Consider the following 22,866-nt stretch of genomic DNA (forward strand, 5'->3'; position numbering starts at 1 on the left):
GGAAATAACTGATGCAAGGATAGCTACTGAGCTAGAAAAAGTCCTAGAGTTTGTTTAAGCCTTGTTGGCGGACTTCGGATGTGTTTTAGTGGGAACCACGATCGAAATTTCGGACCCATCGACATTCCTCTGCGGGGTCTGCCGTCAGCCTGGGCTCCGTCGCCGAAGACAAGGTGTTGATCATGAAAGTGCTTCTGTCTCCCGTCGTTTGCGCACCCGGCCGCAGCACCGAGGGGGTGTGGGAGTCGTGATCGAACTGATGCCGCGCAACGTCCGCGAGGTCGCGCTGTTCGGCGCCCACTGCGACGACATCGCCATGGGGGTCGGCGGAACACTGCTGACCCTGTCGGCGGCGTGCCCGAACCTGCGCGTGCGTGCCTTCGTCCTCTCCGGCGGCGACACCCCGCGAGAGATCGAGGAGAACCACGCGCTCCGGGCCCTGTGTCCCGGAGCGGACGTGATGGTCCGCGTGCTGGACATCCCGGACGGGCGTGCCCCGGGGTACTGGGAGGGGATCAAGATCGCACTCCAGTCCTTCCGCTACCACACCGAACCCGACGTGGTGTTCGCTCCGCAGCGCGCCGACGCGCATCAGGACCATCGGTTGCTCGCCGAGATGGTGCCGACGGTCTTCCGCGACCATCTGGTCCTCGGCTACGAGATCCTCAAGTGGGAGGCGGACACGCCGTCCACCTCCGTGTACCACCCGCTCACGAGGGATGTCGCGGCGGAGAAGGCGCGTGTGCTGCTCAAGCACTATCCGTCGCAGACCGATCACGACTGGTTCGACGAGGAGTCGTTCCTGGGCCTGTCCCGTCTCCGCGGGGTGCAGTGCCGGTACCCGCACGCCGAGGCGTTCGTCCTGGAGAAGGCGGTCGTCCGGTTCGGCGGGCAGGGCGCCTGAGCATTCACCACAACACGTCGGCCGGGTTCTCCGAGGAGGGGAGCCCGGCCAACAGGTCCTTCCAGCTGCCGGCAGCGGCATCACGTGCGCTGATCGTCGTCACCGGCAGTGGCCAGACGATGCCGAGATCCGCGTCGTCGTGTGCCACCGCGAGATCCTCACGCGGATCGTGCGGCCGGTCGATGCGGTAACAGACGTCGGTGACGTCGGCCAGCGCCTGGAAACCGTGCAGGAATCCCGGCGGTACGAACAGGTGGGCGAACTCGACGTCGTCGAGCAGGAATGCCTGTGAGCGGCCGAAAGTGGGCGATCCGGGACGGATGTCGACCAGCACGTCGTGGATCGCTCCATGTGCACAGCGCACCAGTTTCGCCTCCCCGTCCCCGGAGCGGCCGTGCATGCCGCGCACGACGCCCCGGACAGAGCGGGACTGTGAGTCCTGCACGAAGTCGGATGCCCGGACGGCCGGCGAATCGGGACGGCTCCGGAGGTAGGCGTCGAATTCGGTCGCGTCGAACGTGCGGGTGAACAGGCCTCGCTCGTCATGGAACGGTTCGGGGCGGAGAACGAGAACACCGGCCAGGTCGGTGGTGTCGATACGCATCGCAGGTCTCCCTCGTGTCTACGGGATGGGAAAGTGCGTCAGACCGGCGCGTTCAGACGGACGGCCACCCGCCCGGCCGCGCTCGTCAGTCGTTGTTTCGCCGGGTACAACATCCGGACCGGGCCGGGAGCCACCGTGACGGACGCGAGCGCGACAGCGGCACGCAGGGAACGCCGGTGGGTGAAGGCGTCACGGGCCGCGATCCGGGCGGCGGGCAGATCGTTGCGGAGGAAGGCGGACCGGGCCCGACGCAGTGCCTGGTCGTAGCGGAGCCTGCGCACCGTCTCGTCCAGGGCCTCGTGCTCCTCGGGGGTCGTCGCCAACGCCGCGCCCGCCTGGAACGACCGGATCAGCTGCCGTTCGAAGGTCGAGACGGTGGCCTCGTCCCGCGAATCGGAGTCGCCGCGCAGGCGGTACCGGGCGAGCCGGTCGGGCAGCATCTGCACCTCGAAACGGTCGGCGAGGCGGAGCCAGACGATCACCGATTCGTCGACGTCCTCGATGCCCGACGCGTAGGCGTTCACCGCGGACCACGCCTCACGGCGGATCGCCGCCGTGTAGTAGGGGACCTCGCCGCCGAGGACGTCGAGCAGTGAGAGGCGTCCGCGCCCCCGCCGGTTCCCGCCGGCCCCGATCGACCGCATGTACCCGGTGGGCAGCAGTCCCTCGGCATCGGTGAACAGGTGGGCGTCCACCGCCACGGCGTCGATCTCCGGCCGGGCGTCGAGCACGGCACCGACCCGCGTGCAGAAGCCCGGCATCAGGTGGTCGTCGCTGTCGAGGACGCACAGGTACCGTCCGCGCGCCGCCTTCGCCGCCGCAGCGATCCCGCCCGCGTAGCCGCGATTCTCCTGGCGCACCAGAATGATCCGCGGGTCGTTCAGATACCGCCCGACCACGCGGGCCATGTCGTCCGACATGCCGTTGTCGACGATCACATGTTCCCAGTCGTCCCGTTTCTGCGCGAAGACGGATTCGATCGTCTCGGCGACGTAGTCCTCGGTGCGGTAGGCGGTGGTGAGGAAGCTGAAGGTCGGTTCCATGTTCGAACTCCTCGGAGAAACTGTGGGGAGCAGGCGGGTGATCAGGAAACGGGGTCGGCGACGTCCTCGCGCCGCACGTGTCCGGGCGGGTCGCCGCTCGGCAGGACGGTGTGGAGGTGGGCGCCGTCCTCGTCGTGCCACCGGACGGTGATCGCGTCGTCGCGCAGGGCGACGGCGAGTCCCGACAACGCCGGTTCTCCGGCGCTGCCCGGCGTCAATGTCGTCACCAGCGCGACCGGAGTCTGCGCGTGCACGACACTGCCGACGAGCCATGCGGGGACGCGGGATTCGAGCCGGTGCGACCACCAGCCCAGATTCGTGTCGGTGTCGCCGCGGATCTCGCTGCGGATCGGTTCTCCGGAGGACGCGGCGTAGGCGAGCTGCAGGGCGGGTGCGTCCTCTCGGAGGGCGAGATGGCCGCACCCGGCGGGTCGGACGTCGAGGGAGGGGTGCAGTGGCCAGGCTGTGCGGAACTCGTGGTGGCCGGCACCGGTGAACAGGTCCACCACCACCGCGGTGACACGGTCGGGCGGTGCGATGAGCCACCTGCGGTGTACGACGGGTTCGTCGAGTCGGAGGTAGCCGTCGTGCTCGGCGTCCACGAAGCCGGCTGCGGTGTCCACGGAATGCGTGTGCACCCGTGCGTGCTGCCGCCAGAGGAAGGCGCCGCCGATGACGGATTGGTCGAGTCCGTCCACCGAGGCGGTCGGGTGGGCTCGTGTGCCCCGATGTGCGGACCGCCAGTCGGGATGGCCGTAGTAGCTCGTCACACCCGGATGTCCCACGAGTTCGTGGCCGTCGGCACTCAGGGTGACCGCGAGTGCGTCGGCGTGGCCGTGCGCTGCGATCGACAGGTACCCGAGGGGGCCGACGTCCATCGTGATCCGGCGTCGCCCGGAGCGCAGCACCACGAGGCCGCCGTCGGGCGCGTGGAAGCTGCCGAAGGGTTCGCCACGAAGCACGTCCTCGGTGGCTTTCGTGGGGGCGTCGAGCCATCCGGCGGCCGGCGATCGAGTGCCGGCCCGTATCGCATCGGGTATGCCGAGGGCGGCCCCCACGAGACCGAGATGATCGCGGACGGTGCGCACGGGCGACGCGTCGAGGCGCAGGGCGAACCCTTCGTCGTCGTCCCCGTAACGCGGTGCCGGGTCGTGGTCTCCGACCACCGCCGCGAGGTACCGGGCGCTGCGCGTGATCGCGTTCGTGAGCAGGACGGGCGCGTATCCGTCGCGTCGCCGGAGCATCTCGGCGACGAGGAGCAGCAGTTCGGCGGTGAACATCTGATAGCCCACGGCCTGTTCGGCACCGCTGCCGTCGGGCAGGATCTGCCGGTCGGCCTCCGCGCACAACGCGGTGACGGCATCACGCTCCCATCGCGGAGAGGGCCGTAGATCGGGGAACAACAGTGCCACAGTGGCGAGGCCCGCGAGTTCACCGATCAGGTGATTGTTCGCCGAGCTGTACAACGAGCGTTCGGCCCAGCACCGGCGGGCGCTCTCCGCGAGCATGCACACGACGGCGCGAAAACGGGCGACGGTGAGACGCGGACTGTGCCGCAGCCCCTGCAGCGCGACGGCCACCGAGATCGCGCGGATGCCCGCCTCGAACGCTCCGCGCCAGGCGATGCCGCGTCCGGGGGGATTGGCGGCGATCCACGAGTCCAGCTGGTCGAACGCCTCGGCGGCGTAGCGATCGTCGCCGGTCAGGAGCCAGGCCTGCGCCATCCACGGAAGGTGCTGCAGCCGGTTCAGTTCCCAGATCCATTTCGGGTCGCCGGCCGCGGTGCGGTGATCGATGCGGTGACCGGGCAGCGCCGGCCAGTCGATCCCGCCGAGGGGGTCGTGATTCCAGTCGATCTCGGGCCCGAGTGCCGCCTCCGGATAGCCGAAGTAGGCAAAGCGGTGATCGAGAACCCGATCCGCGGCGACGAGCGTGGCGGTGGCGATCTCGGTTCCGGCGAGGGTGTCGGCCTGTTCGTGGCCGAGGAGCACGGGACGGCCCTCGGCTGCACGGAAACGGTCGAGGGTGCCACACCAGTCGAGGTCGGGTCCGACGAGCTGCGCGTCGGTGAACGATCGGGACGGAAGTCGTTGTCCGACCACGCGGCGGACCCGCCATTCGATCTCGGCGGGTTCCATCGCGCGGAGCCGATGTGCGTACCAGGTGAGTCGTTGCACGGGACCTCCGTTACGAGGTGGTTGCACGGGACCTCCGTTACGAGGTGATCGACAGGGGATCGGCACGGTGCGAATCCTCACCGTAGCAAAATCAAAGTCTGTAGATTGCCGCTTAATCAGACTACAGGTATGTTTAGCGCGAGCGCATCCGAACCGAAGGTGGGCCCATGGCACCTCCGAAGAAACTCGTCGCCGTCCAGCACCGCGTGCGGCGTATGCATCCACTCGCCGCCCCGATGAGCCGTGAACTCCGCAGGATCGCCGCGGCGGGCCCCGACGAGATCCGCGCCTTCCAGGAAGGTCGGCTCCGTGCGATGACGCGATGGGCGGCCGTCGCCTCGCCGTTCTACCGGCAGTGGTTCCGCCGCGAGAAGGTGGACCCGCGTGAGATCCGCACCCTCGACGACCTGCGGCGCCTGCCCGTCCTCCGCCGCAACGACCTGATGGACCGTCCCGAGACGTTCCGGGCCTATCCCGCGCGCGCGATGTGGGAGGCCCATTCGAGCGGAACGTCGGGCCGGGCCGTCACCGTCTACCGGACCCCGGGCTCGTCGGTCTACGAGATGCGGGTGCTCGAGCGGCAGTGGAGTTGGTTCGGCCTGCCGCGTGCCCCTCGCCGGGTGACGCTGGGCGGCAGCGACTTCGCCGCCGACCGTTCCGGAAACCCGACCGAGATCGTCCCCGGCGCACGACAGCTGCTGGTGTCGAGTTACCGGCTCACCCCCGACGATCTGCCCACGATCGTGTGGGACATCCGCAGGTTCGGTCCCGACGCGATCGACGGCTGGCCGTCGAGCATCTGTCTGCTCGCGGAACTGCTGTACGAGCAGGGGGAGCAACTCCCGGTCCGCGCCGTCCTCACGTCCTCCGAGACGATGCGGTCCGCCCAGCGCGCCCTGATCCGCGAGGTCTTCCGAGGCCCGATCGTCGATCACTACGGTCAGACGGAGCGCGTCGCGATGGCGGGCACGTGCGAGGCGGGCACGATGCATATCTTCCCCGACTACGGCATCGTCGAACTCGAACCCGTCCCCGGCGTCTCGGACAGATGGGAGATCATCGGAACACCCTTGCACAACTGGGGTTTCCCGATCTTCCGTTACCGGACGGGCGATCTGGTCGGACCGGCACCGGAAGACGGGTGCGCGTGCGGTCGGGCATTCCCCACCCTCGGAGCGCTCGACGGTCGGGTCGAGGACGCGTTCACCGCCGCGGACGGCAGGCCGCTTCCGTTGCCGTCCACCGTGATCGACAACGTCACCGGTGTCCGCGAAGCGCAGATCGCGCAACTTGCTCCCGGGCGGTTCGAGATCCGGATGGTTCCGGGCGTGGGCTTCGACGCCGAGCGTGTCGAGCAACAGTACAGACGCAATGTCGAGCGGTTGTTCGGCCCGGGACAGGAACTCCGCGTGGTGACCCTGGATGCCGTGCCGCGCACCGCCTCCGGAAAACTCAAGACGGCCGTGGTGGAGGGCGGGGGAGACCGTGCCGTTCCGGCGGCCGTGGCCGAGGCCTTCGCCGGCTATCGCCTGGGTCCGGGAGAGTGAGGCGTCATCCCGTGTACAGGAGAACGGGGCGCCGCCGCGGACCCGGAGGATCCCGGCACCGCTACCGATCCGGAGGATCGAAGGGCCGTACGGTGTCCCGCATCCTGCTCGTCGTGCTGGTGACGACGTCGTCGCTGTCCTGCGCGGCGCCCACCGCGCGCGACACCACCGCGAATGCGGCGTCGACAGCGATGTCCCTGCCGGGTATGCCCGCGACCGGTGAGCCGACCTTCCCGAGAACCGCCACCTACTATCTCGACCAGGATCGCCTCCCTCCGATGGAGGAGCTCGCCCGATACGATCTCGTGGTTCTCGATCACGAATGGGCGCATCGTGTTCCGGAGTCGTACTTCGACGGGCTCCGGTCACGGAACCCGCGTGTCCGTCTGCTCGCGTACATGAACCTCGTCGACCTTCCGGGAGCGTTGGGATCGCCGGGATACTGGGCCGATCGGTACGCCCTGTGGCAGTTCGACGGCCCGAACAGCAGCGCCTTCCCGGAGGAATGGCTCGCCACCACGGCATCGGGAGAGCCGGTCAGCGAATGGCCCCGGACGACGATGACCAACCTCACCGACGTGGCCCCGCGGATCGACGGCAGGATCTATGCCGAGTACGCCGCGGAGTGGGTCGCCGATCAGGTCTGGTCGACCGGGATCTGGGACGGTGTCCTCCTCGACGTCTGGGGGGATCGGATCTACTCGGCCGATGCGGACGCGTGGGACATCGACGGCGACGGTGTGGACGAACCGGATTCGCAGATCTACGGCCCCGACGGGCCGTGGGCGCGGGGACTCACCGTGGCCGAGCGGATCATGCGGGAGCGTATGCCCGACGCGATCATCGTCGCGAACGGCGATCGCAGCCCGGTCGACGGCCTGCTCGACGGGCGGGCCTGGGAGAGCTTCGCGGATCCGATGGTCGAGCGCGATCCGGGCATGGACCTCGACCGCTATCTCGAGACGAGTGCCGGAGGGGGACATCGATCACCGGGAGTGTGGATGACGATCGACCGCCTGGGAACGGGCCGGAGTGTGGCCGACACCTATCGACGAGCGCGCTTCTTTCTCACGGCCACGCTCCTGGGAGACGGTTACTGGGCGCCGATGCTCCTGCACTACGGCAGTACCGCCTACTACGACGAGATGGACGGGGCGGGACTCGGCCCCGGTTATCTGGGCCTGCCCGTCTCCGACGCCGGTCTGCAGGGCGACGCGGGACGGACCGTGCTCCGCCGGGACTTCGAGAACGGGATCGTCCTCGTGAACAGCGGGGACAATGCCGAACACGTGTACCTCGAGGGCCCCTACCGTCACCTGCAGGGGACGCAGGACCCGAGCGTCAACGACGGCAGCGTCACCGACGAGGTGGTGCTCGAACCGCTGGACGGCCTCATCCTCCTGCGGACGGACTGACCCGGTCGATCTGCCCGTCAGTTCGACCGGCCCGTCAGTTCGGTGAGCAGGGCCTCGAACGACCGTGCGGTCCGGGAGATCCGGTACTCGCGTTCCGCGCGTTCGCGGCCGTTCGCGCCGAGGCGGCGCGCGAGTGACCGGTCGGCGGCCAGCACGCACAGTCGTTCCGCGAGTGCCGCGGCGTCTCCGACCGGGACGAGGAAGCCGTCGGTCCCGTCGGTGACCATGTCGGGCAGGCAGCCGCATTCGGTGGCCACCACCGGAAGACCGGCGGCCATGGCCTCGATGACCGTGATGGGTGCACCTTCGTGGACGGACGACAGCGCCGACACGTCCAGTCCCGGCAGCAGTGCTCGGACGTCGCGGCGCACACCCGTGAACACGGTCCGGCCGGAGATACCGAGATCGCCGGCGAGCGAGCGTAGTTCGGATTCTCTCTCGCCACCTCCGATGACCAGCAGTCGCAGTTCGGGACGGGTGTGTGCGGCGATTCGTACCGCTTCGAACAGCACCTGGTGTGCCTTCTGATGGCTCAGCCGCGCGACGATACCGACGGCGAAGGCGTCAGGGGACAGCCCGAGTGCCGTGCGTGCCCGGTCGCGGTCCTCCTCGGTGGGTGGATCGCCGAGGTCGATCCCGTTGGTGATGACCACTTCTCGTGTGCGCGACCACGGCCGGCGGGCGACTCCCTCCTCGCGGCGCAGATAGTCGCCCTGGCGCGGTCCCAGCAGCACGAGGGCGTCGGAAAGGAAGAGGGTGGACACGGCCCACCGGGGAAGGCACCGCTTGCCGATGCTCGTCAGATCCATGTCGTGTGCGGCAACGAGATTCGCGGGTGTCCGGGCGAGTCGCGCGGCCGGCCTGCCGAGTGCCAGGGCAGCGTGGTGGTGGTGTGTCACGAGCACGGCGTCGGTGCGGTCGGTACGCAGCATGCGCACGAGCCGCGTCAACCGGCGCGGGTCGTAACGGCCGGATCGGGGGACGACCTCCACCTCGAATCCCGCGCGCCGGTACTCCTCGGCGAGCGGGCCGGCTTCGCGCAGGCACACCAGACGGGGGCGCACGACCGACGGATCGAGGTGCCGGAACACCTCGAGCATGAGGACCTCGACGCCCCCGACGAACGTCTGGTCCAGCACGAGCGTGAGGCGGACGGGATCCGTCCGATCGGCTCGCTCCGCCGGCCGTGCGGGTCGCACGATTCGAGACCGTGCGGGGCGCACGATTCCGGACCGTGCGGCTTCCACGAGGGCGGTCTGGGCGCCCTCGACACTTCGGAGGAGTGTGAACTCCGATTCCACGCGTTCCCGCGCGGCTCGCCCCATCTTGCGGGCGAGTTCGGGATCGTCGAGCAGTTCGAGCATTCCGTCGGCGAGTGCTCGTTCGTCGCGGGCAGGCACGAGTCGGCCGGTGACCCCGTCGACCAGCATCTCGGGGACGCCGCCGACGGCCGTGCACACCGCGGGGCGGCCGGAGGCCATGGCTTCGAGCAGGGCCATGGGGAAGCACTCGATGCTGTACGACGACAGGACGACGAGATCCAGTGCGTGGAGGATGCGGGGGATGTCGCTGCGCGCACCGGTGAAGACGACATTCGCGCGCAGACCGGCGGCGTCGGAGATCGCTTCGAGGTCCTCGCGGCACGGACCGTCGCCGATGACGAGGAAACGGACATCGGGTCGCAGGTCGACGACCCGCCGTGCGGCGCGGAGAAAACAGGCGTGGTCCTTCTCCGGACGCAGTGCCGCCACGATCCCGACGGTGGGAGCATCCGCGGGCACGCCGAGTTCGGGCAGCACGCTGCGATCGTCGGTGGTGTCGTACAGCGACGGATCGACCCCGTTGTACACGACGGTGATCTTCTCGGGTGGGTAGCCGAGATCGTCGGTCATGAATGCGCGCTGGGCTTCGGCCACACCGAAATAGGAGTCCGTGAGCGGATCGAGGCACCGGTCGATCTGTCGCCGGAGCCGGCCGCGGGGTTCGGGATCACCGCAGTGGTGGACCCACACCACGACGTGCGGAACCCGGGCGAGGAAGGCCGCAACCCGTCCCAGCGTCTCGGCGTTGTATCCCCGCGTGATCACGATGTCGGGACGGAACCGGCGCATCTCCCGCACCAGATCGACCAGGGCGCGCACCATCTGCCGCTTGGTCCTGCGCAGCGCCGTTGCGGGAATCGACGATTCGACCAGGTCGGAGAACAGCGCGCCGGGTTCTCCGATGCAGACGGCACACGAGGTGAAGCGCCGGGGGTCGAGTCGTGGGAGCAGGGTGGTGACGTGCCGTTCGGCGCCGCCCACACCGAGATCCGGCACGACATACATCAGTCGCAGCGGACGGGACATCTGCCGACCTCCCTGTAGAGGATGTCGAAACGCCGTGACACGACGTCGACGTCGAATTCCGTGCACACCCGGCGCCAGGCGCCGGCGCCGAGACGGGCCCGCTCCGCGTCGTCGGTGACGACCTTCCGGAGGGCGGCGGCGAGGGCGTCGGGATCATCGGGTGGGACGAGGATTCCCGAATCGGCGTCGACGAGATCAGGTATCCCGCCGACCGGACTGGCCACCACACACAATCCGGCCGCCATGGCTTCGAGGATCGCCATCGGTTGACCTTCGTTCCGGGACGGCAGCACGAGGATCCGGCTGTCCCGGAGCAGTCCGGAAACCTTCTCGGGTGCCGTCCATCCCGCGATGGTGACGGTGTCGTCGATACCGAGTTCGGCGACCTGCTGTGCGGCCGCGTCCACGGCACCGTCACCCGCGATCGTCAGATGCGCGCCGGAGACCGCTCCTTCGTGCGCGAGTCGCGCCCATGCCTCGAGCAGGACGAAGGTGCCCTTGCGTTCACCGACCTCGCCGAGGAAGAGCACGTTCACGGGTCGCCCGTCCGGCAGTTGGGAAACGGGCGTCCGGGGCCGGACGGCATTGGGCACGACGACGATCCGGGCGCGGGGCGCTATCTCCTGCAGGCGGCACGCCCACCTCTCCCCGAGTGCGATCACCGCGTCGGCCTCGGTGAGGGTCGCACGGATGACGGCCCGGGCGGGCTTGGGGCACAGGGAGTAGAAGCGGTGGAACTCGGCGCCGTGGACGTGGAGGATCACCGGGATGCGGGCGGCGCGTGCGATCCATGCCAGCGTGGCCTTCCGGACGAAGCTTCCGTACGAGGCGGTGTGGAGGTGTACGACGTCGGGTCGCCTCCGGATCACCGTGTAGGTGAACGAGACCAGCCCGACGGCGAAGGCGACGATCCGGAGGGGGATCGAACCGTTGCGATGGGTGCCGATGTGTTCGATGTGCCAGTCGCTCCACAGATCGGTTCCCTGCATCGTGCGGACGAACGAGGCGACACCGCCTCGGGTCGATGTGCTGGTGGAGACCCACAGCGCCCGTGGGGCATTCATGACGAGACCTCCTCCGGGGATCTCTCGGGATCCCGCTTCCGCGGGACGAACCGGTCGGACCATCCGATCGCCACACCGGCGATGAGCAGTGCCATCGCATTGGTGACATCGAAATTGCGGAGTTCGGCGGTGAACCCGGTGACGAGCAGGCACAGCACGGCGAGGACGGCCGCGATCGCGAGCGGTTGCCCGGTGAGCCGACCCGGTGGCAACCTGCGGTAGGCGCGGACGAGTTGGACGACGAGCAGCACGAGCACCGTGATCCACAACAGACCACCGACGATGCCGAGTTCGGCGAAGATCCCCAGTTCCGTGAAGTGGGCGTCGATACCGAATCCGCCCTCCCACGGGATGCTCGGTCCCCACGCCCGGTGGAAGAAGGTGTTGACGGACACGAAACGCGCGACACCCCACCCGGTGAGCGGTTCCTCGCGGATCGCCCAGAAGGCCGTCGCCATAGCGTTGAGCCGGTCGTGGATCTCGCTCGTCGAACCCACGCCGCCGGCCTTCCGGTCGGCGCTGGTGAAGGTCGACCAGTTCATCGCGACCGCGACCACCATCGCCGTGGCCGTCAGGGCGAAGGCGCGGCGGAAGCCGCGGGCGCACAGCAGTCCGACGAGGACGACGATCCCGAACGCCAGCCACACCGCGCGTGTGTAGGTGAGGAAGACGCCGTAGGCGCAGGCCACGGCGATCACGGCGGCGAGGCGCCGGAGCCAGACGGGTTCGGATCTCTGCGAGGCCAGGACGACCGTGACGATGAATCCGAAGATGAGGATCGTCCCGTTGCCGACGGGCTGATTGGTGACACCCACCGCGCGGCCCGGCCAGTGCTCGTTCTCGAGCATGTAGCGCGGCCACACCAGAGCGGTCGGGCCTTTGAGCTGGAAGATGCTCATCATCGCCGAGAACGCCGCGATGGCGGTGACGGTCCAGAGCATGCCCCGCACCGCACGCTCCCGGTCGAAACTCAGGCGTCCCATGACGAAGACGGCGAACGGGATGACCGTGCCGATGATGATGAAGCGGGACACCGAGGTGGGTTGACTCGTCAGGGGAACCACCGCGGGGAAGCGGTGCGAGGCGAACATCGACCAGAAGTTCCACAGGACGAACAGGCCCATGAAGATCTCGAGCATGCCCAGCTGCCGGATGCGATCGGGGCGCACGGTGATCCAGAGCCCGAACGACCCCAGCGCGACCGCGAAGAGGAAGACGAACAGATCGACGGGCAGCATGGGGATCTCGGGTGTGGGGAGCCGGAAGAACATTGCGACGATCAGCACGAGCACCGCGGTGGCCGGGTGGTAGACCGCCGCGGCGATGACGGCCAGTCCCACCGCCCCGGGCAGGATCAGCGCAAGCAGTTCGCCCGGGAGGACGAATGCGGCCAGGGCCGCGGCGACGAGCAGGCCCGCAGCCGTGGCGGCCGTGAGCGCCGCGCGTCCGAACCGGGCTCCCGACGATCGGATGCCCGGCCGGACGGTTCCTGCGGTGGTCATGGTGTTGCACCCGGCTTGCCGGACAGCAGTGTCGCGGCGTCCCGGTCGGGATGGTGGCCGTTGGACGAGATCGCCGTCGTGTCGGGGCCGAGGCTGTCGATCCGTTCGTAGCGCACCGTGGCGAGGGACTCGCCCCGCTTGTCGCGGCGGAAGAGACGGCGGACGAGCGAGCGTCCGGTGCGGGGGTCGACGAGGACCGCGCCGAGCAGTTCGGCGTCGGCGAGCAGTTCGACAGCCTCGCGGGTGGGACCGACCCGTCCCGAGCGCCGATCCAGGACGAGCACGGTGCGGTCGCTCACGACACACGCAGAGTGGGCGAAGGGGTCCTCGGTGAGCGGCGGGACCTCGACGATCACGAGGTCGGCATCGGCCCGGAGCCGTCGCAGGAGGTGGGTGAACCGTTCGCGGTTGAGCGGGGCGTCCGGGTCGTCGAGGAGATCCCGGACGAGTGCCGTGCGTACCGTGACGGCATCGTCGGCCGCGGTGCGTTCCTGCACCGTGACGGTGTGCATGTCGGCGTGGAGCAGGACGACGCGCTCGCCCTCACCGGCCCAGAACTCGGCGATCGCCCGTGCCACCTGGCCGGTCGCCGGTGTCCGGGTGGGCGAGGCGACGGCCAGGGTCCCCGGCCGCGGTACCTGGCGATGTCCGGCGCGGGTCGCGAGGCGGACGAAGCCGAGATGCCGGGCGCGGCCCTTGCGCCGGCTTCCCCCGCGAGGGATCTCGACGACCGGATTCACTCCCGTCCTCGTGTGCACGTCGTGGGAGGTGCCGAGGGTGGGGGAGAACAAGGCGGCGAGAACTGCGGCGACGGAGCCGAGGACGAGGCCGCCGAGGAGTCCGACCAGCACGTTGCGGGACATGCTCGGTTCGGACATCGCGATGCCGGCGTCGGGCTGCAGGATCTGGAGCTGGTTGGTCGAGTCGCCCTGCAACTGCTGGATCAGCGTCTCGAGCTCGATGATCCGCTGGGTGGTGTAGGCGGGATCCGCACCTTCGGTGAGCAGTCTGCGCCGCTCGTCCAGCTGGCTGCGGAGTGCATCGAGGGAGGCGTCCTTCTCGGCCCGCCGCACCGCGTCGACGTCCCACCGGAAGTTCGTGGCCAGGGCCAGGGCGGCGTCCTTGGCTCCCACATCGGTACCGGCCGTTGCCTCGACGAAGATCATCGAGCTCGCGGCGGCGGTGCGTGCCTCGAAGGTCGTGCCCGGCGGGAGGTCGGTCGAATCCCGAAGTCGCGCTTGGTAGGCGGGATCATTGAACAGATCGATGTAGCCCCGCACCATGACGGCGTCCTCCTCGGGGACACGTCCCGGCGAGGAGACGATCAGCACCGTCCGGCCGGTGTAGCTCGGCTCGGCGGTGTAGGTGCTCACGGCCGACGCGATCACGGCTCCGAGCGTGATGAGAAGGACGAGGGGCCAGAAGTGGCGGATGCGCTGAAGTTGGATCCCGACGGTCGTCGCCGTGTCGAGCGTATCGGCGTCGGTCGTGGTGTTCGTGTGTGTCATGGGGTACCCCAGGTCCTCGGGAGACGACGCTTCAAAACAATCTCAGAGTATCTTTTTACACGATAGAGCAGAGTTCTAGTTTGTTAAATCCCAAGTTTGGTGGATTATGGATTCGAACCGTACCCATGAGCCTGATTCTGAGTATGCTTCGCTACACCGCACCGCCGGGGACTCCCGGACCCTCTCTCATCGAGGATCGGATCATCGGATGATCGACAATCATTTCGGACTGCACTCGGACGAACCGGCCGCGCGGCCGGTCCGCATTCTCATCGAGAGCAGCGAGTACTGGCTTCGCAACAACGGCGACCTGGCGATGCTCGAGGTCACGATCACGCGCCTGCGTCGCAGATGGCCCGACGCGCAGATCGGCGTGCTCACCGACGTCCCGCTCCTGCTCCGCGCCTACCACCCGACGGCGAAGGGGATCACCGTCCTCTCGACCGACCCCTGGGCCGAGCCGACGGTCGCCGAGGACTTCTTCGCTGCACTGGGACCGCACATCGTCGGCCCGATCGCCCTCGGCATGGTCCGCTTCCGGGTGTGGTTCCCGCAGAAGGCACGCGGACTGCGCCGGCGGCTCGAGCGGCTCGTCCGCACGCGTCTCCCGTCCGAACAGGCCGTGGAAGCGCCCGTCTCCGCCAGTGAGGCGGCCGCTCGCCGGCCGGTGCACCCGGGCAGCGCGGCCGCCGTCGAGAAGGCCTCCCTCCTGCTCGTGCTCGGAGGCGGCTACATCACCGATTCCGATGCCGCCCAGGCCCACCGTGTCTTCACCCTCATCGAGCACGCCTGCGACCACGGTGTTCCCGTCACCATGGTCGGCCAGGGCCTCGGACCGCTCGACGACCCCCTCCTGCAGAAACGCGCGGCCGAGGTGATGCCGCGCGTCGACTTCGTCTCCCTGCGGGAGAACCTTCGCGGCCCGGCCATCCTCGAACGGGCCGGTGTGCCGGACGATCGAATCCTCGTCACCGGCGACGACGCGATCGAACTCGCCTACACCGAATGCGACACCGGCCCCGGAACCGACATCGGCGTGTGCCTGCGTCTCGCCGCCTACGCACCCGTCTCGGAGATCGCCCGCGACACCGTCCGCAGGGTCGTGCAGGCCGTGGCCACCGAGTACTCCTCGACGCTGGTGCCGCTGATCATCGCGGAATACCGCTCCCAGGACCGTCGTTCGACATTGCCCATCGTGCGCGGAGCGGACTCGGTGGCCGAACCGCCACCCCGGTACACCTCACCTGGACAGCTCGTCGAACAGGTGTCGAGGTGCCGCGTCCTCGTGACCGGCGCCTACCACCTCGCGGTGTTCGCGCTCTCGCGGGGAATCCCCGTGGTCGCCCTGTCGTCGACCCGCTACTACGACGACAAGTTCCGTGGCCTCGAGGACATGTTCGGCGGTGGCCTCACCCTGCTGCACCTCGACGATCCCGCGCTCGGAACCAAACTCGCAGATGCGATGCGCACCTCCTGGCAACAGGCGGACGAGGTCCGCGGTCGTCTGCGTGCCCGTGCCCGGGAGCAGATCCGCCTGGGACACGTGGCCTTCGAACACGTCTTCGCGCTCGCCGAACGGGCGCGGGTCGAGAACCACTGAGACCACTGGGATCACCGAGCAGTACAGGTCGGAAGGATGTCGCCGGAGTGAGCAGCACGACCCCCGAAGAGACGGACCCTGCGGGCCGGACGGTGGAGACCGGCCCCTCCGGGCGGTCGCTGATGTCCTCGATCGGACGGGTGGCCGGCGCGTCGACCGTCGCCTTGCTCTTCTGCGAACTGGTCTCGCTCGCTCAGACCGTCGCCCTCGCACGCCTGCTCACCCCGGCCGAGATCGGCATCTTCGTCGCGGGAACGGTTCTCACGACCTTCTTCGGCACATTCGTCGAAGGCGGACTGCGGTCGGGACTCATCCAGCGCGACACCGACGTCGCCGACGCGGCCGAGACCGTCTTCCGCGTGACCCTGCTGGCCGGGATCGTCATGAGCATCGGCGCGCTCGTGGCCGCACCCGTGATCGCGGCGATCTTCGACAACACCACCGCGGGGCTGGTCGCCGCCGCGACTTCCGGAGTACTGCTGGTCTATTCGGTCGCCAACGTGCCGGAAGCCATGCTGCAACGCGAGTTCAGCGTCAAGAGGCGGCTGATCGTCGGTCCCGCCGTCGCCGTCAGCTACGCAACGGTCGCGGTGTCGACGGCCGCTCTCGGCTGGGGTGTGTGGAGCATGGTGGCCGGCACCTACGTCTCGTACATCACCCTGGTGGTGTCGGTCTGGTCGATCACCAGCTGGCGGCCGGGTCGCGGTCGCGCCTCGTTCGCCCTCTGGCGCGAACTCGCCCGATACGGAGCACCTCTCGTGTTCGGAATGATCGGCTCGCGCGTACAGGCGGCGACGGAGGCGGTGGTGGTCGGCCGAGGACTCAGCGCCTCCGACCTCGGCTTCTTCCGGTACGGCCAGCGGATCGCCCGGATCCCGGCGATGGCGATCATCGAGATCGGCTCGGTCGCACTGTTTCCTGCCTTTTCACGGATCGCCAAGGACCCAGGCAGGCTCGTCTCGGCCTATCTGCGCGCCCTGCAGTGGGCGACCATCGGTGCCGCCGCGTGTTCCGGATTGATGATCGCCGCCGGCACACCCGCCGTCGTCGTCGTGCTGGGGGAGCCGTGGCGCGGAGCCGGACCGGTGGTCGTCGCCCTGGCCGGTCTCAGCCTCGGCAAGGCGTTCATCTGCGTGAGCGAGGAGATCATCAAGGGATGCGGCCGGACGGGCCTGCTGAACTGGTACACACTCACCGAGGTCGGTGTGGGTCTGGTGCTCCTGCTCGTGTTCGTCGGATTCTTCGGCCTCGTCGGAGCAGCACTGTCCGTGTCGATCACGGCCATCGTCGTGGGGATCGTCGTCATGGCCCTCGCGAAGAGATGCATCCCGGTGTCGCTCTCGCAGCTCGCGGGTGCGATTCTTCCCCCGCTGCCCGCCGCGGCAGTCGCGACGGTAGTGCTTTGGTTGTTCGAACACCATCTCGCACAGAGCGATACGCACCCCACCCTCGTCGCCGTCGCCTTGCTGGCACTCGACGCACTCGTCTTCGCAGCCGCCTATCTTCTGGCGCTCGGCGTGTTCGCGAGATCCGCCACGACCGACCTGGTCGGCACGGTCGGCCGACTTGCCGCAACCGCCGTCAGGACGAGGAGGGATACCCGTGTCGATTCCTAGAACCCATCCCGAGAAACACGGCTCCGCCGAGCTCGCCGCGGTCGCGCGGTCCGGGGAGGTGGTCCGGCTCCGGCCCCCGCGGTTCTCGGACCATCGGGAGTGGCGCCGGATCCGGCTGCGCGACCGGGCCATCATCGAACCGTTCTGGGCGGCCAGTGAGCTGTCCTGGGAGGCGCGGCACACCCAGGAGGAATGGGTGCAGGAGTGCCTGCACCTGCGATCCTGCCGCCGATCGCGCGGTTTCGTGATCGAGGTCGACGGGCGTTTCGCCGGACAGGTCAACCTGTTCGGCATCGATCACGTGAGCCGCTCCGCGGAGCTGGGTATCTGGATGGACTCGGCGGTGGGTGGCCGGGTCATCGGGCACCTGGCGATATCGATTTTGATGGACCACGCGTTCACCGCCCTGGGGCTGTACCGGCTCACCGCGCCGATCTGTGTCGACAACCTCCCGGCCGCCCGCGGCGCGGACCGGCTCGGGTTCGTCCGGGAGGCGACGATGAAGAAGTCCTTCGCGGCAGGGGGCCGTCGCAAGGACCACATCCTGTTCGCCATGACGGCCGATCGGGTGCCCGGCGAGGGACTGACCGCGCAGTGGTCCGATCCCTCGGTTCCCCTCGTCCTGCCGGTGTGCTCCGTCGACCGGCGCATCTCGCCGAGAAGTCTCGCGACCGGCTGCCGCTTCGTGCTCGGTACCGCGAAACGGCTGGCCCCCGGACGAGCAGCGCTGCAAGCGGCACCTGCTCACGTCGGTGGGCTGATCCTGCGACCGGTCCACGCCCTGTCCGCTCCTCTGTTGCGACAACACCGCCGGGAGGAGGACGCCGTCCTGGAAGGGATGTGGCAACCGAGCTCACCGTGGGCGGGCTGGTCGGGGCACGCCTTCGGATACCGCGTGGAGAAGGACGGCCGGCACCTCGGCACGGTCGGTTTCGAACCGATCGATCTCGTCCGGCACGACGCCACACTGCGTGTGGACGCGACCGGCGACGACAGTCACCGGGCGCTCCTGCAGGCAGCGGGATGGCTGCTCGACCGGGCGTTCGGGGTGCTGAACATCGAGCGGGTACAGACCGGGGTCGATTCCTGCAACGCGGTGGCAGCCGGTTTCGCGAAGGCGCTCGGGCTCACCCTCGAAGGACGGATGCGAGGCATCACCACACACGACGACCGGCTGCGTGATCTCGACCTGTGGGCCAAGGTCGCGGACGGCAGCGCAGACAGCGAGACATACAAACTCGATCACGCAACCCCCGCGGGAGAATGACGATGACCGAATCCGTCGACCTATCAGCAAAATTCGACAGATCCGCCCACCTCCAGCGGCGCCTCCACGAACTCGTGCCCGGAGGTGCCCACACCTATGCCCGCGGCCCGGACCAGTATCCCGAACACATGACGCCGATCCTCACCCACGGGGACGGCGCACACGTGTGGGACGTCGACGAGAACCGCTACGTCGAATACGGGATGGGACTGCGGTCGGTGACGCTGGGACACGGCTACCGCCCGGTCGTCGAGGCCGTCACCGAAGCCGTACGGAGAGGGACGAATTTCAGCCGTCCCACCCTCCTCGAAGTCGAAGCGGCCGAGGACTTCCTGTCGCTCGTGCCCGGCGCCGACATGGTCAAGTTCGCCAAGAACGGATCCGACGCCACCACCGCGGCGGTCCGTCTCGCGCGCGCCGTCACCGGGCGCGATCACATCGCGGTCTGCGACCACCCCTTCTTCTCCGTCGACGACTGGTTCATCGGAACCACGCCGATGAGCGCGGGCATCCCGGAGAGTTCGCGATCGCTCACGTTGCGCTTCCGCTACAACGACCTCGCATCGCTCGACGCTGCCCTCACGTCGCATCCGGTGGCGTGCGTAGTCCTCGAAGCGGCCACTGCTACAACAGAACCCGCATCCGGATTCCTCGAGGGAGTGCGCCGGCTGTGCGATCGCCACGGTGCGCTCATGGTGCTCGACGAGATGATCACCGGGTTCCGCTGGTCGGAGCACGGGGCGCAGTCGGTCTACGACGTGCGGCCCGACCTGTCGTGCTGGGGCAAGGCGATGGGGAACGGATTCCCCATCTCCGCGCTCGCCGGTCGCCGCGAGTACATGGAACTCGGCGGACTCGGGACCGACGCCGAACGGGTCTTCCTGCTCTCGACCACCCACGGACCGGAAGCGGCGTCGCTCGCAGCCTTCCGTGCAGTGGTACGTGCGTACGGGACCGAGCGGCCGATCGAACGGATGGAGGCTGCCGGAACGCGTCTGGCCACCGCGGTGAACGCGCTCTCGGCGGAGATGGGACTCGACGAGTACGTCCGGGTCGAGGGCAGACCGTCCTGCCTGGTGTTCTCGACGCGAGGACCCGACGGGACGCCCTCGCAGGAGTACCGGACGCTGTTCCTCGCGGAACTGCTCGACCGCGGGGTCCTGGGCCAGTCGTTCGTCGTGTCGGCGGCCCACACCGACGACGACATCGACCTCACCGTCGCCGCGGTGGAAGCGGCGCTCGTGGTGTACCGGAAGGCGATCGACGCCGGGAGCGTCCGGGGTCTCCTGCGCGGACGGCCGGTGGCGCCTGCGCTCCGCCGCTTCGCTGCCCCGCGCCGACTGCCGTAGCGGTCGGTGCAGGAAACGGTCAGCGCAGGATCAGGCAGGTGGTCGAGCCCGTCGCGAGCAGGCGGCCCTCCGAGTCACGGGCCTCGCCGCGCGCCGTCGCCGTGCGCCGTCCGGTGTGCTCGCAGAAGCCCTGCACACGGATGACACCCTTCCCGGTCTGCACCGGGCGGACGTAGCGGACCTGCAGGTCGAGGGTCGTGTACCCGACCCCGGCCTCGAGGGTGCTCGACACGCAGAAGCCCATCGCGGTGTCGAAGAGGGTGGCGAGCACACCGCCGTGGATGCTGCCCACCGCGTTGGCGTGGAACTCCTGCGGCTCGAGGGTGACCTCGGCGAAACCCTCGCCGGCATCGGTGACGGTGAAACCGAGCGTGCGGGAGGTGGGGTGGTGCGGGATCGTCCCGTCCATCAGCCCGCGCAGGAAGTCGAGTCCGTGCATGTCGCGGTTGGCCGCCGACGTCGGTGCCGGGTCCTCCCACGTGTAGGTACGCTGCCGCTGCTGTTGCTCGTCCGTGCTCACGATGACCGACCGTATCCCACCTCCGGAGGGGTGACATGTGGAGCCGGGCGTGCCATTCTCGTTGCATGCGCCGTCGATGTTGATCCGACCCGATGACCTCGCTGTCCGCGCGGGTGGTCGCGTACGCGTCCGTCCGTGAGTTCGTGCCGCTCTACGGCCTGTACGCGTTGCTGTTCGAGGATCACGGTCTCGACACCCGTTCCATCTCGTCGCTGTTCGTCCTGTGGTCGGTGGTCGCCTTCGTCTCCGAGGTGCCGTCGGGCGCGTGGGCCGACACCGTCTCCCGTCGCGGTCTGCTGTTCGGCAGCGGAGCCCTGCTCACCGCCGCGTTCACGATGTGGCTGGTGTGGCCCGGTTACTGGGGGTTCGCGCTCGGCTTCGTCCTGTGGGGCATCAGCGAGTCGATGAAATCCGGCACCTTCGAGGCCCTCGTCTACGACGAACTCGCCGCGCGCGGGTGCGAACACCGGTACGCGGCGATCATGGGATACGCCAACGCGGGTGAGATGACGTGCGTCTTCGTCGCGATCCTCACGGCGGCACCGCTGTTCGAACTCGGCGGTTACGCCCTGGTGGGCTGGGTGTCGGTCGCGATCACCGTCGTCGACATCGCGCTCGTGGGAACGCTTCCCGCCGCACCGAAGGTGGAGGAGGCCGACGAGATCGCCGGCAGCGGCGACACCGTCCTCGTCCGCTACATGTCGTCGCTGCGGGCCGGCACGTCCGAGATCCGCACCGACCGGGCCGTGCGACGATCGGTCGTCCTCGCGGCCGCCCTGCTCGCCTGTCTCGCCTTCGACGAGTACTTCGCTCTCCTCGCACGCGAATCGGGAGCGGAGACCGGATTCGTGCCGGTGCTGGTCGCGCTGACGGCCGTCGGACAGGTGGTCGGTGCCGCGACCGCCGGACGGACTGCGGCGATGAGCGGCCGCACCATGGGTGCCGTCGTGATCGTCGGATCGGCACTGATCGCCGGTGGTGCACTCGCCGGAGGGATCGCCGGATTCACGGCGATCGGTGTGGGTTACGGCGCGCTGCACAACACAGCGATCGTCGCCGAGGCGCGCCTGCAGGACACGATGTCCGGTCGCGCCCGGGCGACCGTCTCCTCCGTCGTCGGCCTGACGAGCGAGGTGCTGTCGGTGGCGATCTTCGCTGCCTACGCGCTCGGCTCGCTGTGGTTGCCGATGGCGGTGCTGGTCGCGGTGACGGTGCTCCCGCTGGTCGGGCTGGGCGTGGTCGCGCCGAGACTGTTGCCCGCAGCGCGCTCGGCTCCATTCTCCGGCCCATGAGGGTCGGGGAGCAGTTCGGCCACGAGGGCGGGAAGCCGCTCTCGCCACTGAACCCAGTCGTGGCCGCCGGCGAACCGCGCGGAACGGACGGGATGCCCGGCACGGCCGAGACGGCTCACAGCCGAGTCGATCTCGTCGAGCATCATCCATTCGAGTGAGCCGGCCTCGCAGAAGATGGGCACCCTGCCACCACGATCGGCCTCGGCGATCGTCGGAACGTCGCGCCCCCGGTCGTCGTGCCACCACATCGACGGTGAGAGACACGCCGCACCGGCGACGATGTCCGGGCGTGTCAATGCGAAGAACATCGACGCGAGACCACCGTAGGAGCAACCGCCGACGATCACCTGCTCGTCGACGAGGGCGAGCAGTTCGTCCCGGAAGCGCGGGTTGGCGGTCAGATCGGAGGCACGGACGTTGCGTGCCGGACCGTCGGCACCGACGTGCTCGACGGCCACGACACGTGCCGGTGAGGCGGTGCCGTCGAAGGCGGCGAGTACTCCGTGGGCGAGGATCTCGTCGCCGTCGAACAGCAGTACCGTGCCCCGTCCCGGTAGAGGCGGAAGATATGTGTGTACGCGGCGCGGGGTTCCGTCGAGCACGACGATCGAGGTGTGAAGATCTCCCGCAGGCGGCTCTCCCGTCCGGAAGCGTTGTGGTGGTGCATCGGGAGCTGCACCTTCTCGGGTCCCGGTTGCATTGCGACGGAACCGGATCCACCATTCGCGTTCGTTCTCTCCGTCCTCCGGTCCGTCGATCGGGCCGGCCGACGGAATGAAAGCGTAGGAACCACGCCAAGCGCTGGGTACCCGGACCGAATGCGTCCACGACCGACCGTCCGGATCGCGCCGCATCGTGCCCTCGGCGATGCGGCTGCGGTCGGTCACGCAGTTGACGTCGAGAAACACCTCGGCGGTGAAGGGCGGCATCCGGTCTGCGCTCACCGTGAAGGTCGCGATCCAGCCGTCGTCGTCGGCGGTGAACACCGGCGTACCGTCCCCGATCACGCGCGAGCGGTAGGCAGCCTCGGGAGGCGTGACGGCACTGCGATCCGGGGCGGGCAGCCGTTTCCGAGGAGATGGGGTAGGCACGCCGGTGTCGTCGGTCATG

16 protein-coding genes and 1 pseudogene are annotated in these 22,866 nt (G+C 68.7%); 8 read left to right on the forward strand and 9 right to left on the reverse strand.

Features of this window, described 5'->3' with window-relative positions:
• Positions 1-259: 259 nt before the first annotated feature.
• Entirely contained in the window at positions 260-904 is a 645-nt protein-coding gene (locus C6Y44_RS00950) for a PIG-L deacetylase family protein (protein ID WP_106201618.1), read from the forward strand.
• A 4-nt stretch (positions 905-908) separates the two neighbouring features.
• Here the strand turns inward: C6Y44_RS00950 and C6Y44_RS00955 are convergent, their stop codons facing one another.
• The 3 genes from C6Y44_RS00955 to C6Y44_RS00965 are packed head-to-tail and all read right to left on the reverse strand — an operon-like array spanning position 909 to position 4,728.
• Entirely contained in the window at positions 909-1,508 is a 600-nt protein-coding gene (locus C6Y44_RS00955) for a dTDP-4-dehydrorhamnose 3,5-epimerase family protein (protein WP_159417004.1), read from the reverse strand.
• A gap of 38 nt (positions 1,509-1,546) precedes the next feature.
• Positions 1,547-2,551, reverse strand: coding sequence for a glycosyltransferase family A protein (locus C6Y44_RS00960; protein WP_106200802.1), 1,005 nt, complete (start codon positions 2,549-2,551; stop codon positions 1,547-1,549).
• Positions 2,552-2,592: 41 nt separating this feature from the next.
• A complete protein-coding gene (locus C6Y44_RS00965; protein ID WP_225623689.1) occupies positions 2,593-4,728 on the reverse strand; it encodes a heparinase II/III family protein in 2,136 nt (711 codons plus the stop codon).
• Positions 4,729-4,895: 167 nt separating this feature from the next.
• Here C6Y44_RS00965 and C6Y44_RS00970 point away from each other — a divergent pair, with 167 nt between their 5' ends.
• Entirely contained in the window at positions 4,896-6,275 is a 1,380-nt protein-coding gene (locus C6Y44_RS00970) for a phenylacetate--CoA ligase family protein (protein WP_192378611.1), read from the forward strand.
• A 92-nt stretch (positions 6,276-6,367) separates the two neighbouring features.
• On the forward strand, positions 6,368-7,690 hold the full coding sequence (locus C6Y44_RS00975) for a putative glycoside hydrolase (protein WP_225623690.1): 1,323 nt from the start codon (positions 6,368-6,370) through the stop codon (positions 7,688-7,690).
• Positions 7,691-7,707: 17 nt separating this feature from the next.
• Here C6Y44_RS00975 and C6Y44_RS00980 read toward each other — a convergent pair whose 3' ends face one another.
• The 4 genes from C6Y44_RS00980 to C6Y44_RS00995 are packed head-to-tail and all read right to left on the reverse strand — an operon-like array spanning position 7,708 to position 14,112.
• Positions 7,708-10,038, reverse strand: coding sequence for a glycosyltransferase (locus C6Y44_RS00980; RefSeq protein WP_225623691.1), 2,331 nt, complete (start codon positions 10,036-10,038; stop codon positions 7,708-7,710).
• Positions 10,017-11,102, reverse strand: a complete 1,086-nt coding sequence (locus tag C6Y44_RS00985) for a glycosyltransferase family 4 protein (RefSeq protein WP_159417003.1) — start codon at positions 11,100-11,102, stop codon at positions 10,017-10,019. The genes C6Y44_RS00980 and C6Y44_RS00985 overlap by 22 nt, the downstream gene beginning before the upstream one ends.
• On the reverse strand, positions 11,099-12,604 hold the full coding sequence (locus C6Y44_RS00990) for an O-antigen ligase family protein (RefSeq protein WP_159417002.1): 1,506 nt from the start codon (positions 12,602-12,604) through the stop codon (positions 11,099-11,101). The genes C6Y44_RS00985 and C6Y44_RS00990 overlap by 4 nt, the downstream gene beginning before the upstream one ends.
• Positions 12,601-14,112, reverse strand: a complete 1,512-nt coding sequence (locus tag C6Y44_RS00995) for a P-loop NTPase family protein (RefSeq protein ID WP_159417001.1) — start codon at positions 14,110-14,112, stop codon at positions 12,601-12,603. Before C6Y44_RS00995 ends, C6Y44_RS00990 begins: the two co-directional genes overlap by 4 nt.
• Before the next feature lie 208 nt (positions 14,113-14,320).
• On the opposite strand from C6Y44_RS00995, the gene C6Y44_RS01000 reads away from it, so the two are divergent.
• Genes C6Y44_RS01000 through C6Y44_RS01015 form a run of 4 tightly spaced genes read left to right on the forward strand, consistent with a single transcriptional unit; the run spans position 14,321 to position 19,944 of the window.
• Positions 14,321-15,712 (forward strand): polysaccharide pyruvyl transferase family protein, encoded by a 1,392-nt coding sequence (locus C6Y44_RS01000; RefSeq protein WP_106200799.1) that lies wholly within the window; start codon positions 14,321-14,323, stop codon positions 15,710-15,712.
• A 47-nt stretch (positions 15,713-15,759) separates the two neighbouring features.
• Entirely contained in the window at positions 15,760-17,328 is a 1,569-nt protein-coding gene (locus C6Y44_RS01005) for an oligosaccharide flippase family protein (protein ID WP_159417000.1), read from the forward strand.
• The gene (locus C6Y44_RS01010; RefSeq protein WP_159416999.1) at positions 17,315-18,595 is read left to right on the forward strand and encodes a GNAT family N-acetyltransferase; all 1,281 of its coding nucleotides are present in this window, start codon (positions 17,315-17,317) and stop codon (positions 18,593-18,595) included. The genes C6Y44_RS01005 and C6Y44_RS01010 overlap by 14 nt, the downstream gene beginning before the upstream one ends.
• A 2-nt stretch (positions 18,596-18,597) precedes the next feature.
• The gene (locus C6Y44_RS01015; RefSeq protein WP_159416998.1) at positions 18,598-19,944 is read left to right on the forward strand and encodes a glutamate-1-semialdehyde 2,1-aminomutase; all 1,347 of its coding nucleotides are present in this window, start codon (positions 18,598-18,600) and stop codon (positions 19,942-19,944) included.
• Positions 19,945-19,963: 19 nt separating this feature from the next.
• On the opposite strand, the gene C6Y44_RS01020 is transcribed toward C6Y44_RS01015, so the two are convergent.
• Entirely contained in the window at positions 19,964-20,464 is a 501-nt protein-coding gene (locus C6Y44_RS01020; RefSeq protein ID WP_006553428.1) for a PaaI family thioesterase, read from the reverse strand.
• 92 nt (positions 20,465-20,556) lie between these two features.
• Here C6Y44_RS01020 and C6Y44_RS28040 point away from each other — a divergent pair, with 92 nt between their 5' ends.
• Entirely contained in the window at positions 20,557-21,756 is a 1,200-nt protein-coding gene (locus tag C6Y44_RS28040; protein WP_159416997.1) for an MFS transporter, read from the forward strand.
• A gap of 29 nt (positions 21,757-21,785) precedes the next feature.
• Here C6Y44_RS28040 and C6Y44_RS01025 read toward each other — a convergent pair.
• Positions 21,786-22,865, reverse strand: a pseudogene (locus C6Y44_RS01025) (enterochelin esterase domain-containing protein); the annotation flags it as partial.
• Between the last annotated feature and the right edge of the window lies 1 nt (position 22,866).

It is taken from the genome of Rhodococcus rhodochrous, from assembly GCF_014854695.1.
Taxonomy (GTDB): domain Bacteria; phylum Actinomycetota; class Actinomycetes; order Mycobacteriales; family Mycobacteriaceae; genus Rhodococcus.

Excerpts from the sequence above, each read along its gene's own strand:
- C6Y44_RS00950 (WP_106201618.1), top strand. The coding sequence starts at position 260 with ATGCCGCGCAACGTCCGCGAGGTCGCGCTGTTCGGCGCCCACTGCGAC.
- C6Y44_RS00955 (WP_159417004.1), bottom strand. The coding sequence starts at position 1,508 with ATGCGTATCGACACCACCGACCTGGCCGGTGTTCTCGTTCTCCGCCCC.
- C6Y44_RS00960 (WP_106200802.1), bottom strand. The coding sequence starts at position 2,551 with ATGGAACCGACCTTCAGCTTCCTCACCACCGCCTACCGCACCGAGGAC.
- C6Y44_RS00970 (WP_192378611.1), top strand. The coding sequence starts at position 4,896 with ATGGCACCTCCGAAGAAACTCGTCGCCGTCCAGCACCGCGTGCGGCGT.
- C6Y44_RS00980 (WP_225623691.1), bottom strand. The coding sequence starts at position 10,038 with ATGTCCCGTCCGCTGCGACTGATGTATGTCGTGCCGGATCTCGGTGTG.
- C6Y44_RS00985 (WP_159417003.1), bottom strand. The coding sequence starts at position 11,102 with ATGAATGCCCCACGGGCGCTGTGGGTCTCCACCAGCACATCGACCCGA.
- C6Y44_RS00990 (WP_159417002.1), bottom strand. The coding sequence starts at position 12,604 with ATGACCACCGCAGGAACCGTCCGGCCGGGCATCCGATCGTCGGGAGCC.
- C6Y44_RS00995 (WP_159417001.1), bottom strand. The coding sequence starts at position 14,112 with ATGACACACACGAACACCACGACCGACGCCGATACGCTCGACACGGCG.
- C6Y44_RS01000 (WP_106200799.1), top strand. The coding sequence starts at position 14,321 with ATGATCGACAATCATTTCGGACTGCACTCGGACGAACCGGCCGCGCGG.
- C6Y44_RS01015 (WP_159416998.1), top strand. The coding sequence starts at position 18,598 with ATGACCGAATCCGTCGACCTATCAGCAAAATTCGACAGATCCGCCCAC.
- C6Y44_RS28040 (WP_159416997.1), top strand. The coding sequence starts at position 20,557 with ATGACCTCGCTGTCCGCGCGGGTGGTCGCGTACGCGTCCGTCCGTGAG.